Here is a 16,581-nt window from a genome sequence, read left to right as displayed (position 1 = left end):
GCCTCCACACCGCCGAACCTGGTTGCTTTGTTCTACCAAGCGAGCACTTGGAAAGTCCAACCTCTTGGCTATGCTGATGCCATGTCACGCCGAAGCTACGACCAGTACTGCGCGATCGCCCGGGCCCTGGACGCGGTGGGAGAGCGCTGGAGCCTCCTGATCGTCCGTGAGCTGCTCGGCGGACCGCGCCGCTACACCGACCTGCACGCCGACCTGCCCGGGGTGTCCACCGACATCCTGGCCGCCCGGCTCAAGCAACTGGAGGCCGAGGGCCTGGTGGTCCGGCGCCGGCTGGAGCGGCCGGCCAACGCCACGGTCTACGAGCTGACCGAGCGCGGCGCGGCGCTGCACCCGGTGCTGACCGCGCTGGGCGACTGGGGGCTGCCGGCGCTGGGGGAGCAGCGGCCGACCGACGCGGTGCGCGGGCACTGGGTCACGGGCGGTGCGCCGATCAACGGGGTCAGCCCGGCAGGCGCAGCGCCGAGTTGATCCACTCGTGGGCGTCGCCCATGGTCGGCCCCGGGTGCAGGGCGCGGGCCAGGTGCCAGTAGCGGGCGATCACCGGGTGGGTCAGCTCGAAGGCCGCCAGTTCGCGGCGGAACGCGGCGTCGTCGACCCGCCCGGCGCCGCGGGCGAACGCCGCGACATAGGCGTCCAGTGCCTCCCCGGGGCCCGGCTCGGCGCCCCGGGCCAGCTCGGCCAGGGCGAGCCGGTAGGCCTCGCTGGTGCCCTCGTAGGTCAGGCTGAGGCTGGGCGTGTCCTTCGCGGCCGGGGTCCGGGCGGCGGCGGCCAGCTCCCGGTCACTGCTGAGCGCGTGCAACCGGGCATAGGCAAGCGCTTGTTGAGGCGTCGGCTCGGCGGGTAGCTCCGGCAGCACGGCGTCCACGATCGCGCGCTTCAGCCCGGTCGGCAGCCGCACCGGCAGCACCCGGCGCCAGAAGGCCGCGAAGACATCCATCCTGGGCGCCTCGCGCAGCGCCTCGCCCAGCGTCAGCAACTCCTCGGGGTGGTCCGCCAGCGCGGCCAACGCGGCCTCCCGCCAGCGCAGTTCGGTGAGCTGCCGGGCCAGCTCGGCCCGCTCCTGGGCCAACGCCCGGTCAAGCGCCAGCTCACCGGCCGCCACCTCCCCGGCCGTCGGCAGCGACAGCCCCAGCGCCCGCAACCCGCGAAGCTGCCGCAACCGGGCCAGCGCCGGAGTACCGTAACGCCGGTGGCCGCCCGCGCTGCGCTGCGCGGCGGGCAGCAGCCCCTGGTCCGAGTAGTAGCGCACGGTCTTGACGCTGACCCCCGCCGCCTCGGCCAGCATCCCGATGCTCAGGCTGGTTTCTCCCCCTGGGGGAGTTCCTACGGTCACGTCCATGAGCATATTCGTACTGATTCCCGGAGCCTGGCTGGACGGCTGGGCCTGGCGGCAGGTGGCGGCCGAACTGACCGCCGCCGGACACCGCGCGGTGCCGGTCACCCTCGGCACCGCGCCGAGCGACGGACTGACCGAGCACATCGCCCAGGTCTCCAAGGTGCTGGCCGAGCAGGACGAGCCGGTGGTGCTGGTCGGCCACAGCTACGGCAGTTTCCCGGCGCTGGCCGCGGCCGACGCCTGGCCGGAGCGGGTGGCCCGCACGGTGCTGATCGACGCGCCGCTACCGGAGGACGGCGAGTCGCTGGTCGACCTGGCGCCGGGTGAGCACGGGGCCACCGTGACGGGCGAGTTGGTGCCCTACCCCGAGGTGGCCTGGTTGTCCGGCGGCGACCTGCCGGCCGAGATCGCCGAACAGCTGCCGCAGCGGGTGCCGTTCTGGCCCGCACGCAGCATGACCGAGCCGATCCGGCTCACCGGCGCCTTCAAGCGGCTGCCGATGACCGGCGTGCTCTGCACCCTCAGCGGCGCCGACCTGGCCCTGGTGCGCGGCCTGCACGCCACCGGCGCGCCCAGGTTCGCCTGGCTGGCCAACCCGGCCAACCGCTACGTCGAACTGCCCAGCGGCCACAGCCCGATGTTCTCGATGCCCGAGCGGCTGGCCGAAGTGCTGGCCGGGGCCGCACGGGGCGAGGGCGAGCCGCTGCTCGCCGACTAGCGCACGGGTGCTGACGGGCCGGGCGAGGGGACGGCCCGTCAGCACCCGGGGGCTACTTGATCGAGCAGCCGCCGGCCCGGTTGCTCCAGAGCGGCTGCATCGCGAAGGTGCCGGTGGGGAGTGCCACCTTCTGGAAGTTGCTCTCGCAGGTGTCGCCGATCTCCTGGCCCGCGTAGTTGACCCAGCCGGAGCTGGGCTGCGGGTCGCTGATCGACTCGGCGTACTCGTGGCCCTCGACGATGCTGAAGGCGTCCAGTTTGCCGCCGAGCGCGCTGTTGGGGCAGCGGCTGCCGGCCGGGGCGTCCAGCTGGTAGGGCATGTTGGTGTACGAGACGCTGCCGCTGTAGTCGTGGTAGGCGCAGAAGCCCGAGTTGGGCCAGCCGTCGGGCGAGGTGCCGTGCGGGCTGAGCACCACGATCTGCGCGTCCGTGTCGCCGGCCACCCCGAAGTGGTCGGCGGCGTTGTCGGCCTCGGCGGCGATGTCGTACTGCTGCGAGGAGGCGGGCGCGGGAGCCGCGTTGTCCACCCAACTGCCGCCCAGTACCGGGCCGCTGAACGTGGGGCCGGTGCCGGAGGAATCGGTGTACTGCGAGGTGATGGCGGACCAGGTGTCCTGGCTGGTGCCCAGGCCCTGGAAGAGCTTGGTCAGGTAGGGCTGCACACCGTTGGTGTCGCTGTTCCACTGGCTGCCCCAGAAGTCGAGGTAGACGACCGGGTGGTGCTGCACGGGCCCGCCGTGGTAGCGCATCTGCGAGCTGCTTCGGGTCGGGCTCTGCTGTGCGTAGGAGGCGCTGTGGGCGGGGCTCGCAGCGGCGCCTGGGGCGGCGGCGAGTTGGGCGGCCGGCAGCGCGGCCACGGCCAGGGCGGCGGCGACGGCGGCCATGGCGCGGCGGACGGAAGTGCTCTGGCGAAGAGTCATGGGGGCGCTCGCATTCACGGATCAGGAAGAACGTGTGGGGGGCTGTGCTGCGGCGACTCGGTCCAGATACTGGTGGCGTGCCGCGCGGTCCTCAAGCTCGCCGGCGAGACGTATACACGCCAAGGCGGGAAACCGTCCCAAGGGAGTCGCCGTGACCAACCCCACCCCGACCGACCGCTATCGTGCCGCGCGGGACCTGCTACTGCGTCAGGAGCCGTTCGCCTGGCCCGAGCTCGGCGAGCGGTTCAACTGGGCCGTCGACTGGTTCGACGCGATCGCCCGGGACAACGACCGCACCGCGCTGTGGATCGTCGAGGAGGACGGGCGGGAGCAGCGCCACAGCTTCGACGAGCTGGCCCGCCGCTCCGACCAGGTCGCCCACCACCTGGCCGGCCTCGGCGTGCGCAAGGGCGATCGGGTGCTGCTGATGCTCGGCAACCAGGTCGAGCTGTGGGAGGCGATGCTGGCGGTGATGAAGCTCGGCGCGGTGATCATGCCGACCACCACCGCGCTCGGCCCCGCCGACCTGGCGGACCGGATCGAACGCGGGCGGGCCCGCCATGTGGTGGCCAACGCCGCCGACACGGAGAAGTTCACCGGCGGCGACTGCACCAGGATCGTGGTCGGCGGCCCGGTCGAGGGCTGGACCCCCTTCGAGGACGCCTACCGGATCACCGAGCCGGCACCGCTGCCCGCCGTCACCGCGCCCGAGGACCCGCTGTTGGTCTACTTCACCAGCGGCACCACCAGCCGCCCCAAGCTGGTGCAGCACACCCAGGTCTCCTACCCCGTCGGCCACTTGACCACGATGGCGTGGTCCGGCCTGCGCCCCGGCGACGTGCACCTCAACATCAGCTCACCGGGCTGGGCCAAGCACGCCTGGAGCTGCTTCTTCGCGCCGTGGATCGCCGAGGCCACCATCTTCGTGCACAACTACACCCGCTTCGACCCGGTGCGGCTGCTGGCCGAGCTGCGGCGGGCCGAGGTGACGACCTTCTGCGCGCCGCCCACGGTCTGGCGGATGCTCATCCAGAGCGACCTGTCGGCCGGCCCGGGCACGCTGCGCGAGCTGTTCGCGGCCGGTGAGCCGCTCAACCCGGAGGTGATCGCCCAGATCGAGCGGCGGTGGGGGCTGACCATCCGGGACGGCTTCGGGCAGACCGAGACCACCCTGCTGATCGGCAACACCCCGGGCGGCACGGTCAAGCCCGGCTCGATGGGCCGTCCGCTGCCCGGCGTGCCGGTGGTGCTGGTCGACCCGGTCAGCGGCAAGCCCGCCGACGAGGGCGAGATCTGCCTTGACCTGGCGCAGCGCCCGGTCAACCTGATGACCGGCTACCTGGACGACGAAGAGCGCAACGCCGCCGCCATGGCCGGTGGTTACTACCACACCGGCGATGTGGCCGCCCGGGACGCCGACGGCTACATCACCTACATCGGCCGCACCGACGACGTCTTCAAGGCCTCCGACTACAAGATCTCCCCGTTCGAGCTGGAGAGCGTGCTGATCGAGCACCCGGCGGTCGCCGAGGCGGCGGTCGTCCCGGCACCCGATCCCACCCGTCTGGCGGTACCGAAGGCCTATGTCGCGCTGGCGCCCGGCTGGGAGCCGACCCGGGAGACCGCGCTGGCGATCCTGCGGCACGCCCGCGAGAACCTGGCCCCCTATCTGCGGGTGCGCCGGCTGGAGTTCTTCGAGCTGCCGAAGACCATCTCGGGCAAGATCCGCCGGGTCGAGCTGCGCACCCGCGAGGAGCAGGGCGGCGAGCTGTCCGCCGAGTGGCGCGAGGACCAGTTCCCGGAGCTCAGGAGCTGAGGGCGATCCGGATCCCGACCGTCCCCCCGGTGCCGCGGCGCAGCCGGCTGCCCAGCATGGTCAGCCGCCCGAGCAGGCCGTACTTGCGGGCCAGCAGGGGACGGTACGGGGCCGCGTCGACGAGCTCGGCGGTGGCCGGCACCGGTTCGCCGGTCGGGTTGCCGCGCATGTCGCACGGCCCGACCAGCACCTCGGGCCGGCGCCGGATCCGCTTGACCTTCCAGCTGTCGGCGGCCGTCCACACACCCAGCGCCTGCCCGTCGCGGACCACCCACACCGGGGTGGCCACCGGCGTGCCGTCCTTCTTGTACGAGGTGATCAGCAGGTACTTGCCGTTCCCCAGCCGGTCCAGCAGCGCGTCATCCATATGCGGACTGTACAGCTGACACAATGCGGTGCGTACGTGCAGCGACACACTGGAGAAGGTGACCGGCTTCGTGACCACACCAGCCGAAGTAGCAGTCGGGCGGCGGATCGCCGAGGAGCTCGGGGTCCGGGAGGGGCAGGTGAAGGCGGCGGTCGAGCTGCTGGACGGCGGGTCGACCGTGCCGTTCATCGCCCGCTACCGCAAGGAGGTCACCGGCGAGCTGGACGACGCCCAGCTGCGCACCCTGGAGGAGCGGCTGCGCTACCTGCGGGAGCTGGAGGAGCGCCGGGCCGCCGTGCTGGAGTCGATCGAGGCCCAGGGCAAGCTGGACGACCCGCTGCGCGCGCAGATCCTGGCCGCCGACTCCAAGGCCCGGCTGGAGGACATCTACCTGCCCTTCAAGCCCAAGCGCCGCACCAAGGCGCAGGCGGCCCGGGAGGCCGGCCTGGAGCCGCTGGCCGACACCCTGCTGGCCGACCCCGCCCAGGACCCGGCCGCGCTGGCCGCCGGCTACCTCAATGAGAACGTCGCCGACGCGGCCGCCGCCCTGGACGGCGCCCGGTCGATCCTGGTCGAGCGGTTCGCCGAGGACGCCGACCTGATCGGCTCGCTGCGCGAGCGGATGTGGACCCGCGGCCGCCTGGTCGCCAAGGTCCGCGACGGCAAGGAGCAGGACGGCGCCAAGTTCGCCGACTACTTCGACTTCGCCGAGCCCTACAGCAAGCTGCCCTCGCACCGGATCCTGGCGATGCTGCGCGGCGAGAAGGAGGAGGTGCTCGACCTCGACCTGTCGCCCTACGAGGGCGAGGAGGCCGACCTGCCGGACGAGCGCGACTACGAGCAGCGGATCGCCGCCCGGTTCGGCGTCGCCGACCACGGCCGTCCGGCCGACAAGTGGCTGGGCGACACGGTCCGTTGGGCCTGGCGCACCCGGATCCTGGTGCGGCTCGGCCTGGACCTGCGCGGCCGGCTGCGCCAGGAGGCCGAGGACGAGGCGGTCAAGGTGTTCGCCGCCAACCTGCGCGACCTGCTGCTGGCCGCGCCCGCCGGCACCCGCGCCACCATGGGCCTGGACCCGGGCTTCCGCACCGGCGTCAAGGTCGCGGTGGTGGACGCCACCGGCAAGGTGGTCGCGCACGACACCATCTACCCGCACCAGCCGGCCAACAAGTGGGACGCGGCGCTGGCCACCCTGGCCAAGCTGGCCAAGGCGCACGACGTCGACCTGGTGGCGATCGGCAACGGCACCGCCTCCCGGGAGACCGACAAGCTCGCCGAGGACCTGATCAAGCGCCACCCGGAGCTGAAGCTGACCAAGGCGATGGTCTCCGAGGCCGGCGCCTCGGTCTACTCCGCCTCGGCCTTCGCCTCCCAGGAGCTGCCGGAGCTCAACGTCTCGATCCGCGGCGCGGTTTCGATCGCCCGCCGGCTGCAGGACCCGCTGGCCGAGCTGGTGAAGATCGACCCCAAGTCGATCGGTGTCGGCCAGTACCAGCACGACCTCAGCGAGGTGAAGCTGTCCCGGTCGCTGGACGCCGTGGTCGAGGACTGCGTCAACGCGGTCGGGGTGGACGTCAACACCGCCTCCGCGCCGCTGCTCACCCGGGTCTCCGGGGTGACCTCGACGCTGGCCGACAACATCGTGGCGCACCGCGACGCCAACGGCCCGTTCCGCACCCGCAAGTCGCTCAAGGACGTGGCCCGGCTGGGCCCGAAGGCCTTCGAGCAGTGCGCGGGCTTCCTGCGGATCCCGGGTGGTGACGACCCGTTGGACGCCTCCGCGGTGCACCCCGAGGCCTACCCGGTGGTGCGGCGGATCCTGTCGAAGACCGGCGGCACCGTCAAGGAGCTGATCGGCAACGGGTCGGCACTGCGGGCCCTGAAGCCGGCCGAGTTCGCCGACGAGACCTTCGGCATCCCGACGGTCACCGACATCCTGGGCGAGTTGGACAAGCCGGGCCGCGACCCGCGCCCCGCGTTCCGCACCGCGACCTTCAAGGAGGGCGTGGACACCATCGGCGACCTGGTGGTCGGCATGGTGCTGGAGGGCGTGGTGACCAATGTCGCCGCGTTCGGCGCCTTCGTCGACGTGGGCGTCCACCAGGACGGCCTGGTGCACGTCTCGGCGCTGTCCACGAAGTTCGTCAAGGACCCGCGCGAGGTGGTCAAGCCGGGTGACGTGGTGACCTGCAAGGTGGTCTCGGTCGACGTGCCGCGCAAGCGGATCGGCCTGTCGCTGCGGCTGGACGACGAGGCGCAGCCGGCCCGTGGCGGCGGCCAGGGCGGCCAGGGCGGCCAGGGTGGCGGTCAGGGCGGTGGCGGTCGGGAGCGCGGCTCGCGCCCGCCGCGTCAGGACCGGCGCGGTGGCTCGGCACCGGCGCCCGTGGTGAACAGCGCGATGGCGGACGCGCTTCGCCGGGCCGGGCTGAGCCGCTGAGCCAGCTGAGCCAGCTGAGCCGCTGAGTCAGCCGAGCGGAGCGGGGCGGGTCCGTGACCCGCCCCGCTGCGTCATGCCCGGCGCAGTTCGGCGGCGAGCCTGATCAGTTCGGCCCGCCAGGGCTCGGCGCCCATCAGCGCGGCGGCCTCGGCGACCGGCAGGGCCCGGACCTGGACGACCTGTTCGCCGTCGTCCGGGTTGGTCGGCGCGCCGTCCAACTCCACCTCGGCCCAGCCCCAGAGCCAGGCCTTCTCCGGGTGCGGCTGCCACGGTCGGTAGGGGGCGGGCCGGTCGGTCACCGCGAGGTGCGCGCCGATCCAGAACGGCTCGCCGCACAGCCGCGCGCCGGCCTCCTCGCGCAGTTCGCGGACCAGGCAGTCGCGCACCGTCTCGTCGGCCTCGCGGGTGCCGCCGGGCAGGAACCAGTGGCCCCGGTTGTCCTCGCAGACCACCACCTGGTCGCCGATGAAGCCGATCAGGTGAATGTTGGTGATCAGTCCGTCGGGCGGCATGGCTAGGCTGAACTGGGCGTCGATGCCGCCCCACTCCCACCGCTGGGGCGCGAACAGCGCCGGATACCGGTCCTGCGGCGGGCTGATGAGCTCAGGGCTGTTGGTCACCGCTGGATCCTAGTCGCGGCTACCCGTGTGGCGTGAGTGACTACGCACCGTATTGACGTCGTATGGTTTCGGTGACGCATTGGTTGTGGATCGGTGCTGGGAAGGCGGAAGACATGGCGGTGCTCTGCAGGCCGGCGACCGAAGTGCCGGAACACGTCATCACTATGGACGACACCCTGGCGATCGCCCGCGACAAGCACCGGGACCACCCGGACCTGGGCCTGGTGCTGCGGCTGATCAAGAACACCGGGGTGCGCAAGCGGCACATCGTCCAGCCGATCGAGCGGACCCTGGCGCATCCGGGCTTCGAGAGTCGCAACCTGCTGTTCTTCGAGGAGGCGCGCAAGCGGGTGCCCCGGGTCGTCCAACAGGCCCTGGACCATGCCGAACTGACGGTCCGCCAGATCGATCTGATCGTCTTCGTCTCCTGCACCGGCTTCAGCATGCCGTCGCTGACCGCCTGGCTGATCAACGAGATGGGCTTCAACGCGCAGACCAGGCAGCTGCCGATCGCCCAACTCGGTTGCGCGGCAGGCGGCGCGGCGATCAACCGGGCGCATGACTTCTGCACCGCCTACCCGCAGCGCAACGCCCTGGTCGTGGCCTGCGAGTTCTGCTCGCTCTGCTACCAGCCGGCCGACCTCGGAGTAGGCCAGCTGCTCTCCGACGGCCTGTTCGGGGACGCGGTCGCGGCGGCCGTGGTGCGCGGCGGGGACCAGGGCTGGGGGGTGCGGCTGGAGCGCAACGGCTCCTACCTGATCCCCGGGACCCAGGACTGGATCTCCTACGCGGTGCGGTCCACCGGCTTCCACTTCCAGCTGGACAAGCGGGTGCCCGGCACCATGGAGCCGCTGGCCCCGGCGCTGGAGGCGCTCGCCGACGAGCATGCCTGGAAGGCCGCCAACCTGGACTTCTACATCATCCACGCGGGCGGCCCGCGGATCCTGGACGACCTCAGCCGGTTCCTGGAGGTGCCCGGCGAGGCCTTCCGGCACAGCCGGGCCACCCTCACCGAGTACGGCAACATCGCCAGCGGCGTGGTCCTGGACGCGCTCGGCCGGCTCTTCGACGAGGGCACGGCGATCAGCGGGCACCGCGGCATCCTGGCCGGGTTCGGTCCCGGCATCACCGCCGAGATGTCGCTCGGCACCTGGATCGACCGCCGTCGCGAGCGACTGAACTGAACCGAACGGAAAGGGTTTCGGATGTCGGAAACCGAGCCGGTCTTCTGGACCGTCGACGAGTTGGACGAGTTGGAGTTCGACCCGGTGCTGCACGGCGCGCTCTCCCGGGAGGACCTGGGCCGGATCCGGCTGCCGCACGGCACCGGCCAGGCCTGGCTGGCCGGCAAGTACGCCGACGTCACCAAGGTCACCTCGGACGCGCGGTTCAGCCGGACCCGGCTGCTGCGCCAGGACGTCACCAGGCTGGCGCCCAACCCGATCCCGCTGAACGACGCGGTGGGCTTCGCCGACCCGCCCGAGCACACCAAGCTGCGCCGCGCCGCCTCAAGGGCCTTCACCAGCAAGCAGACCGAGGCCCGGCGGCCGCACTCCGAGGCGCTGGCCGACCGGCTGCTGGACGCGATGGTCCAGCACGGCTCGCCGGCCGACCTGATGGAGCACTACTACACCCCGTTCGCGCTGCACGGCATGAGCGACCTGATGGGCATCCCGGAGGCAGGCCGCGCGCAGGTCGCCGACTGGACGGTGCAGATCATCACCGCCGCGCGCAGCCCCGAGGAGAGCGAGCGGGCCAAGCAGGAGATCGGCGCCTACCTCGACGGCCTGGCCGAGCAGCGGCACCCCGAACCGCGGGACGACCTGCTCAGCCACCTGGTCCAGGGCGAGAAGGACGGCGAGCTGACCCGCGAGCAACTGGTGGCCTTCGCGGTGCTGATGCAGATCAGCGGCATGAACTCGGTGCGCTTCAACAGCAGCACCATGGCCTACATCCTGCTCACCCGCCCGCACTTGTGGCAGCGGCTGCTCGACGAGCCGCAGCTGCTGCCGCAGGCGGTGGAGGAGCTGCTGCGCTGGCTGCCGCACCGCAATGCCACCGGGCAGGCCCGGATCGCCACCGAGGACGTCGAGTTGGGCGGGGTCACGGTCCGCGAGGGCGAGGCGGTGCACTCCTCCTACCTGGCGGCCAACCGCGACCCGGCGGTCTTCGCCGATCCCGACGAGCTGGACTTCGACCGGCAGCCCAACCCGCACCTGGCCTTCGGGCACGGCCCGCACTACTGCGTCGGCGCGACCTTCGCCAGGATGGAGACCCAGACCATGCTGCGCGCCCTGCTGAACCGCCTGCCAGGGCTGCGACTTGCCGTGCCCGCCGATCAGGTGCCATGGCGCAAGGGCGAGTTGATCCGCGGCCCGCGCGCCCTGCCGGTCACCTGGTGAGCGGCCCGTTGAGCGGGCTGATCCTGCCGCCCGGCGGCGGGCGGACGCTGACCGGGCCGGCCCAGCACGTCACCTTCAAGATCACGGGGGAGCGCAGCACCGTCGGCTCGCTCTTCGAGGTGGTGGTCCCGGTGGGCTTCGACGTCGGCGCCCACCGGCACACCAGGACCGAGGAGTTCTTCTACGTGCTGGACGGCGAGGTGGACATGTTCGCCTTCGAGCCCGAGGTGCGCACCGCCGGCGGCTGGCAGAACTGGCGCTCCGCGGAGGGCGAGACGGTGCGCCGCGGCACCCCCGGCGCCCTGATCCACATTCCGCCCGGCTGCCCGCACGGCTTCGCCAACCCCGGGCCCAACCCCGCCCGGATGCTCTTCCAGGCCGCCCCGCCGCCCGACCACGAGCGCTACTTCGAGGAGCTCTTCGAGCTGCTGGCCGATGGCGCACCCCCGCCCGGCGCAGTCGAGGAGCTGCGCCGCCGCTGGGACGTCGAGCAGTTCACCCCGCTGAAGCCGGGGCAGCCGCTGCCCACCGAGCCGCTCGGGACCGATCCGCTCGGCACCGATCCGGCCGGGGTCGGTTCGACTGGGGCCGGTTCGACTGGAGCTGGCCCAACCGGCGCGGGATGAGGCAGGCTGGGACTGACACTTACTCACGAGTAGGGAGCAGGCCGTGCCGCACACCCACGAGGTCACCAACCAGGTTCCGCTGCCGTACGGGCACAACACCGCCGAGGACCCGGCCATGCTCGCCGCGCTGCACCGGGCCGGGGCCGACTGGGTGCTGCCCGAGCTGCACGAGCTGGGCCGGCTGGCCGGTACCGAGCAGGCCGCCGAGTGGGGGCGCCTCGCCAACGAGCACGAGCCGGTGCTGCACACCCACGACCGGTTCGGCCACCGGATCGACGAGGTCGAGTTCCACCCGGCCTGGCACGAGCTGATGACCATCGCCGTCGAGCACGGCCTGCACGCCGCGCCCTGGCAGGACGCCCGCCCCGGCGCGCACACCGCCCGGGCCGCCAAATTCTACCTGTGGAGCCAGGTCGAGGCCGGGCACGGCTGCCCCATCTCGATGACCTACGCCTCCGTCCCGGCCCTGCGCACCACCCCCGAGCTGGCCGGCTGGCTGGAGCCGCTGCTGGCCGCCCGGCACTACGACTTCGGCCTGCGCGAGCCGCACGGCAAGCGCGGCCTGATCGCCGGCATGTCGATGACCGAGAAGCAGGGCGGCTCGGACGTGCGCACCAACACCACGGTGGCGCTGCCGGCCGGCGACGGCACCTACCACCTCACCGGGCACAAGTGGTTCACCTCGGCGCCGATGTCCGACGTCTTCCTGACCCTGGCCCAGGCGCCGGGCGGGCTCAGCTGCTTCGTGCTGCCCCGGGTGCTGCCGGACGGCACCCGCAACGCCCTGCGGATCCAGCGGCTCAAGGACAAGCTCGGCAACCGCTCCAACGCCTCCTCCGAGCTGGAGTACGAGGAGGCGGTCGGCTGGCTGGTCGGCGAGGAGGGGCGCGGGGTGCGGACCATCATCGAGATGGTCAACATGACCCGCCTGGACTGCACCCTGGGCGCCGCGGCCGGCATGCGGGTGGCCGTCCAGCGGGCCGTGCAGCACGCCACCCACCGCAAGGCCTTCGGCGCCGAGCTGATCCACCAGCCGCTGATGCGCAACGTGCTGGCCGACCTGTCCCTGGAGTCGGAGGCGGCCACCACCATCGCGCTGCGCCTCGCCGAGGCCACCGACCGGTCACTGGCCGGCGACGAGGACGAGGCCGACTTCCGCCGGCTGGCGCTGGCCGTCACCAAGTACTGGACCTGCAAGCGCGGTCCGGCGCACGCCGCCGAGGCGCTGGAGTGCCTGGGCGGCAACGGCTACGCGGAGGAGTCCGGCATGCCCCGGATCTACCGGGAGGCGCCGCTGGTCTCGATCTGGGAGGGCTCGGGCAATGTCGCGGCGCTGGACGCGCTGCGCGCGATGGCCCGCAACCCGCGCTCGGTGGACGCCTACTTCGCCGAGCTGGAGGCGGCGGCCGGGGCCGACCGCCACCTGGACGCGGCCGTCGCCGGGCTGCGCAAGCAACTCGGCGACACCAGCGAGCTGGAGTACCGCACCCGGCGGGTGGTGGAGCAGATGGCCGTCACGCTGCAGGCCGCGCTGCTGGTCCGGCACGCCCCGGCCGCGGTGGCCGACGCGTTCTGCGCCTCCCGGCTGGGCGGCGACCACGGCGCCGCCTTCGGCACGCTGCCGACCGGGGTGGACACCGAGACGCTGATCAGCCGGGCCGCGATGGTCCAGGCGTGATTCCCGGGGCTTGATCTCGTGGGGGCGGGCCGTCAGCAGGCGGTCCGCTCCTTGATCCAGATCAGCTTCTTGCCGGTCTCGGCCGGGGTGGTGGGGGACTCCTCGTGCACCCGGTCGAGCCGGTAGCCGAGCTTGCGCGGCACCGCGGCGCTGGCGGCGTTGGCCTGGTCGCAGTGGATCTCCACCCGTTCGACGTCGGGCAGCGCCAGGGCGGCCTCGGTGAGCGCGGCGGCGCCGTTGGTGGCCAGCGAACGGCCGGTGTACTCGCGGGCCACCCAGTAGCCGATCTCGATCGCGCCCGGCCCGATCCGCCGGTGCAGGCCGAACATGCCCAGCACGCTGCCGGGTTGGTCGGCCCGGCCCAGCACGTACATGAAGTCCGTGCCGTCCTCCCAGAGCTGCCAGCCGATCTTGGTCATCTCCCGGGAGCGCTCCAGGGTCGGGGCGGTGGTGGCCCAGGCCATCCACGGACGCAGATGCTCCAGGTCGCGGACAATCACCTCGTTGACCGTGTCGGCGTCCGCCAGGGTGCGGCGGCGCAGCACGAAACCGTCGGGCAGGTCGAGGAGCTCGGGCGGCCGGGCGGTGGCCTGGGCGATGGTCTGCGTGGTGGTCGGCGCCGCGAGACTGACAGGGCCGTCGTCAGTGTGGTTCATGTCAAGCATCATGGCAGCCGGATCCCCTCGCCGACCACGGAATTCGTGCGGTCGGCCGGCGCCGTCACAGCCGGACCAGCACCTCGTCCAGCTCCTTGCGGTGCAGGTCCGGCACTCGGGCGCCGTCGGCCGGGTAGCCGACCGGGATCACATAGGCGGCGCGCTCCTCGGGCGGGCGCTCGCAGATCTCGTTGAGGAAGCGCATGGGGCTCGGCGTATGGGTGAGGGTCGCCAGGCCGGCCTGGTGCAGGGTGGCCAGCAGCAGGCCGACCGCGATGCCGACCGACTCCTTGGTGTAGTACGGGCGTGGCGTGTCGGGGCCCTTGTGCACCTCGAAGACCACGATCACGGCCGGCGCGTCCTCCAGGAACGGCTTGTGCCAGTCGGTGCCGATCGGGGCGAGCGCGGCCAACCACTCCTCGGAGGCGCGGTGGTCGTAGAACTCGCGCTCCTCGGCCTCCGCCGCCTCCCGCAGCCGCCGCTTGCGCTCCGGATCGGTGACGACGACGAACCGCCACGGCTGCACGTGCGCACCGCTGGGCGCCGTCGCCGCCGTACGGATCGCCCACTCCAGCACCCCGTCCGGCAGCGGGCGCGGCGAGTAGTCGCGAACGGTCCGCCGCCGGGCCATCACGTCGTGGAAGCTCCGGGCGCGCGCCTCGGCCTGGTCGGCCGGCACGGGCATCGGGGCGAGCGGGACGGTGGGGTGGGACGTCGTCATACCAGCAAGTATGAGAAGCCCCGCAGTGGTCTAAACCTCCGTCAACTTCCCGTCCGCCATGGAGATCCGGCGGTTCACCGCGACCGACTCCAGCATCCGGCGGTCGTGGGTGACCAGCAGCAGGGTGCCGGTGTAGGAGGCGAGCGCCGACTCCAACTGCTCGATGGCCGGCAGGTCGAGGTGGTTGGTCGGCTCGTCCAGCACCAGCAGGTTCACCCCGCGCGCCTGCAGCAGCGCCAGCGCGGCCCGGGTGCGCTCGCCGGGGGAGAGGGTGTCGGCCGGGCGCAGCACGTGCACCGCCTTGAGGCCGAACTTGGCCAGCAGGGTGCGCACATCGGCCTCGTTCAGCTCGGGCACGGCAGCCCCGAACGCGGCCATCAGGGTCTCCGGGCCGAAGAACAACCCGCGCGCCTGGTCCACCTCGCCGACCACCACGCCCGAACCCAGCGACGCCTGGCCGGAGTCCAGCTCCAGCCGGCCCAACAGCGCTGCCAGCAGAGTGGACTTGCCGGAGCCGTTGGCGCCGGTGATGGCCACCCGGTCCGCCCAGTCGATCTGCAGGTCCACCGGCCCGAAGCCGAACTCGCCGCGCTTCAGGACGGCTTGGCGCAGCGTTGCCACCACCGAGCCGGAGCGCGGGGCGACGGCGATCTCCATCCGCAGCTCCCACTCCTTGCGCGGCTCCTCGACCACCTCCAGGCGCTCGATCATCCGCAGGGTCTGCTTGGCCTTGGCGGCCTGCTTCTCGGAGGAGGAGACCGAGGCGGCCTTGCGGTTCTTGTCGTTGTCCGGGCTCTTCTTCAGCGCGTTGCGCGTGCCCTTGTCCGCCCAGGACTTCTGCATCCGGGACCGGGCCTCCAGCGAGGCCTTGGTGTCCGCGTACTCCTCGTACTCCTCGCGGGCGTGCCGGCGGGCCCGGTCGCGCTCGTCCAGGTACGACTGGTAGCCGCCGCCGTAGAGGTTGACCTGCTGCTGGGCCAAGTCCAGCTCCAGCACCCGGGTCACGGTCCGGGCCAGGAACTCGCGGTCGTGGCTGATCAGCACGGTGCCGGCGCGCAGGTTCTTGACGAACGCCTCCAGCCGCTCCAGACCGTCCAGGTCCAGGTCGTTGGTCGGCTCGTCCAGCAGGAAGACGTCATAGCGGGAGAGCAGCAGCGAGGCCAGCCCCGCGCGGGCCGCCTGGCCACCGGAGAGCGAGGTCATCTCCTGGTCCAGGCTGACGGTCAGGCCGAGCGAACCGGCCACCTGCTCGGCCCGCTCCGCGAGGTCGGCGCCGCCGAGGTCCAGCCAGCGGTCCAGGGCGTCCGCGTAGGCGTCGTCGGCCCCGGGCGCCTCGGCCACCAGCGCTTCGGTGGCGGCGTCCAGCGCCGCCTGGGCGGCGGCCACCCCGGTGCGCCGCTCCAGGAACTCCCGCACCGACTCGCCGGGGCGCCGCTCGGGCTCCTGCGGCAGGTGGCCCACGGTGGCGCTCGGCGGGCTGAGCGCGATGCTCCCGTGCTCCGGCCGGTCCAGCCCCGCCAGCAGCCGCAGCAGCGTCGACTTGCCGGCGCCGTTCACGCCGACCAGTCCGATCACCTCGCCGGGGGCGACGACGAGGTCGAGTCCGCTGAACAGGGTCCGCTCGCCGTGTCCGGCGGCCAGGTCTTTGGTGACGAGAGTTGCGCTCATGATGGTGTCGATCCTATTGGCTGCCCGGCGAAGTACCCCAGCACCATCGTGACCAGGGCGTCGACGTCGGCATCGGCCATCGGTTCGCCGGTCATGCCCATCCGGTGGAGCAGGGTGCCGACGACGACGTCGATGAAGAAGAGGACCCGCTGCGAGGGCTCGTCGAGCGCGCTCAGCAGGGTGAGCCGGTAGGGCTCCTGCAAGCGCGCGGCCAGGACTTCGCGCAGGGCCGGGTCGCTGACGGCGTCGCTGAACACGCCGGCGAACGCGTCGCCCACCCCGGGCTCGCTGATCTTCGCCGCGATCCAGCGGATGGTTGTGGCCAGCAGCTCGGCTTGACCGGCGCCCTCCTTGAGGGGCGCCGGCCCGAACGCGTCGAGCAGGCAGTCCACGATCAGCTCGCCCTTCGACGGCCAGCGGCGGTAGACCGTCGTCTTCGCCACGCCGGCCTTGGCGGCGATGCGTTCCACGGTGGCACGGGCGTAGCCGAGCTCCTGGACGGTGCACAGGGTGGCGGCGAAGACCTCGGTGGTGACGCCGGTGCGCGGGCGGCCGGGAGGTCGGGGCGAAGAGGGCATTCCCATACGGTAGCTTGT

14 protein-coding genes and 2 pseudogenes are annotated in these 16,581 nt (G+C 72.3%); 8 read left to right on the top strand and 8 right to left on the bottom strand.

The genetic code is table 11. The features are described from left to right. Positions 1 to 81: 81 nt before the first annotated feature. Positions 82 to 432: pseudogene (locus tag P3T35_RS07210) on the top strand (helix-turn-helix domain-containing protein); the annotation flags it as partial. A gap of 28 nt (positions 433 to 460) precedes the next feature. Here P3T35_RS07210 and P3T35_RS07205 read toward each other — a convergent pair. Beyond that, complete coding sequence (locus P3T35_RS07205; protein ID WP_180356388.1) at positions 461 to 1,354, bottom strand: MerR family DNA-binding transcriptional regulator; 894 nt, start codon at positions 1,352 to 1,354, stop codon at positions 461 to 463. 4 nt (positions 1,355 to 1,358) lie between these two features. Between P3T35_RS07205 and P3T35_RS07200 the strand changes: the two genes are divergently transcribed. Beyond that, a complete protein-coding gene (locus P3T35_RS07200) occupies positions 1,359 to 2,075 on the top strand; it encodes an alpha/beta hydrolase family protein (protein ID WP_180356387.1) in 717 nt (238 codons plus the stop codon). A gap of 52 nt (positions 2,076 to 2,127) precedes the next feature. On the opposite strand, the gene P3T35_RS07195 is transcribed toward P3T35_RS07200, so the two are convergent. After that, the gene (locus P3T35_RS07195; protein WP_143676773.1) at positions 2,128 to 2,994 is read right to left on the bottom strand and encodes a hypothetical protein; all 867 of its coding nucleotides are present in this window, start codon (positions 2,992 to 2,994) and stop codon (positions 2,128 to 2,130) included. Positions 2,995 to 3,145: 151 nt separating this feature from the next. Here P3T35_RS07195 and P3T35_RS07190 point away from each other — a divergent pair, with 151 nt between their 5' ends. Next, positions 3,146 to 4,810, top strand: a complete 1,665-nt coding sequence (locus P3T35_RS07190) for an AMP-binding protein (protein WP_280704683.1) — start codon at positions 3,146 to 3,148, stop codon at positions 4,808 to 4,810. Here the strand turns inward: P3T35_RS07190 and P3T35_RS07185 are convergent. Beyond that, complete coding sequence (locus P3T35_RS07185) at positions 4,800 to 5,177, bottom strand: PPOX class F420-dependent oxidoreductase (protein ID WP_101379724.1); 378 nt, start codon at positions 5,175 to 5,177, stop codon at positions 4,800 to 4,802. The two genes, P3T35_RS07190 and P3T35_RS07185, sit on opposite strands and share 11 nt — an antisense overlap. 58 nt (positions 5,178 to 5,235) lie before the next feature. Here P3T35_RS07185 and P3T35_RS07180 point away from each other — a divergent pair, with 58 nt between their 5' ends. Further along, positions 5,236 to 7,614, top strand: coding sequence for a Tex family protein (locus P3T35_RS07180; protein ID WP_280704681.1), 2,379 nt, complete (start codon positions 5,236 to 5,238; stop codon positions 7,612 to 7,614). A gap of 71 nt (positions 7,615 to 7,685) precedes the next feature. Here the strand turns inward: P3T35_RS07180 and P3T35_RS07175 are convergent, their stop codons facing one another. Next, the gene (locus P3T35_RS07175; protein WP_280704678.1) at positions 7,686 to 8,234 is read right to left on the bottom strand and encodes an NUDIX hydrolase; all 549 of its coding nucleotides are present in this window, start codon (positions 8,232 to 8,234) and stop codon (positions 7,686 to 7,688) included. Positions 8,235 to 8,347: 113 nt separating this feature from the next. Here P3T35_RS07175 and P3T35_RS07170 point away from each other — a divergent pair, with 113 nt between their 5' ends. The 4 genes and pseudogenes from P3T35_RS07170 to P3T35_RS07155 all read left to right on the top strand — a co-directional run bounded on the left by P3T35_RS07170 (position 8,348) and on the right by P3T35_RS07155 (position 12,940). Beyond that, positions 8,348 to 9,418, top strand: coding sequence for a type III polyketide synthase (locus tag P3T35_RS07170; protein ID WP_101379723.1), 1,071 nt, complete (start codon positions 8,348 to 8,350; stop codon positions 9,416 to 9,418). A 21-nt stretch (positions 9,419 to 9,439) separates the two neighbouring features. Further along, on the top strand, positions 9,440 to 10,636 hold the full coding sequence (locus P3T35_RS07165) for a cytochrome P450 (RefSeq protein ID WP_101379722.1): 1,197 nt from the start codon (positions 9,440 to 9,442) through the stop codon (positions 10,634 to 10,636). Beyond that, a pseudogene (locus tag P3T35_RS07160) lies at positions 10,633 to 11,145 on the top strand (cupin domain-containing protein); the annotation flags it as partial. The gene P3T35_RS07165 and the pseudogene P3T35_RS07160, both read left to right, overlap by 4 nt. A gap of 160 nt (positions 11,146 to 11,305) precedes the next feature. Next, entirely contained in the window at positions 11,306 to 12,940 is a 1,635-nt protein-coding gene (locus tag P3T35_RS07155; protein ID WP_101379720.1) for an isovaleryl-CoA dehydrogenase, read from the top strand. A gap of 32 nt (positions 12,941 to 12,972) precedes the next feature. Here P3T35_RS07155 and P3T35_RS07150 read toward each other — a convergent pair whose 3' ends face one another. From P3T35_RS07150 to P3T35_RS07135, 4 genes are all read right to left on the bottom strand, one after another. Next, positions 12,973 to 13,596, bottom strand: coding sequence for a GNAT family N-acetyltransferase (locus P3T35_RS07150; protein WP_180356386.1), 624 nt, complete (start codon positions 13,594 to 13,596; stop codon positions 12,973 to 12,975). A gap of 64 nt (positions 13,597 to 13,660) precedes the next feature. Continuing rightward, positions 13,661 to 14,317, bottom strand: coding sequence for a nitroreductase family protein (locus P3T35_RS07145; RefSeq protein WP_101379718.1), 657 nt, complete (start codon positions 14,315 to 14,317; stop codon positions 13,661 to 13,663). A gap of 30 nt (positions 14,318 to 14,347) precedes the next feature. Next, on the bottom strand, positions 14,348 to 15,985 hold the full coding sequence (locus P3T35_RS07140; protein ID WP_101379717.1) for an ABC-F family ATP-binding cassette domain-containing protein: 1,638 nt from the start codon (positions 15,983 to 15,985) through the stop codon (positions 14,348 to 14,350). Beyond that, positions 15,982 to 16,563 (bottom strand): TetR/AcrR family transcriptional regulator, encoded by a 582-nt coding sequence (locus P3T35_RS07135; RefSeq protein ID WP_101379716.1) that lies wholly within the window; start codon positions 16,561 to 16,563, stop codon positions 15,982 to 15,984. The genes P3T35_RS07140 and P3T35_RS07135 overlap by 4 nt, the downstream gene beginning before the upstream one ends. Between the last annotated feature and the right edge of the window lie 18 nt (positions 16,564 to 16,581).

Origin of the sequence: Kitasatospora sp. GP30 (assembly GCF_029892145.1) — a bacterium.
Lineage (GTDB): Bacteria > Actinomycetota > Actinomycetes > Streptomycetales > Streptomycetaceae > Kitasatospora > Kitasatospora acidiphila.
Note: the sequence above shows the minus strand (reverse complement) of the source record. Positions and strands in the feature narration are given on the sequence as shown.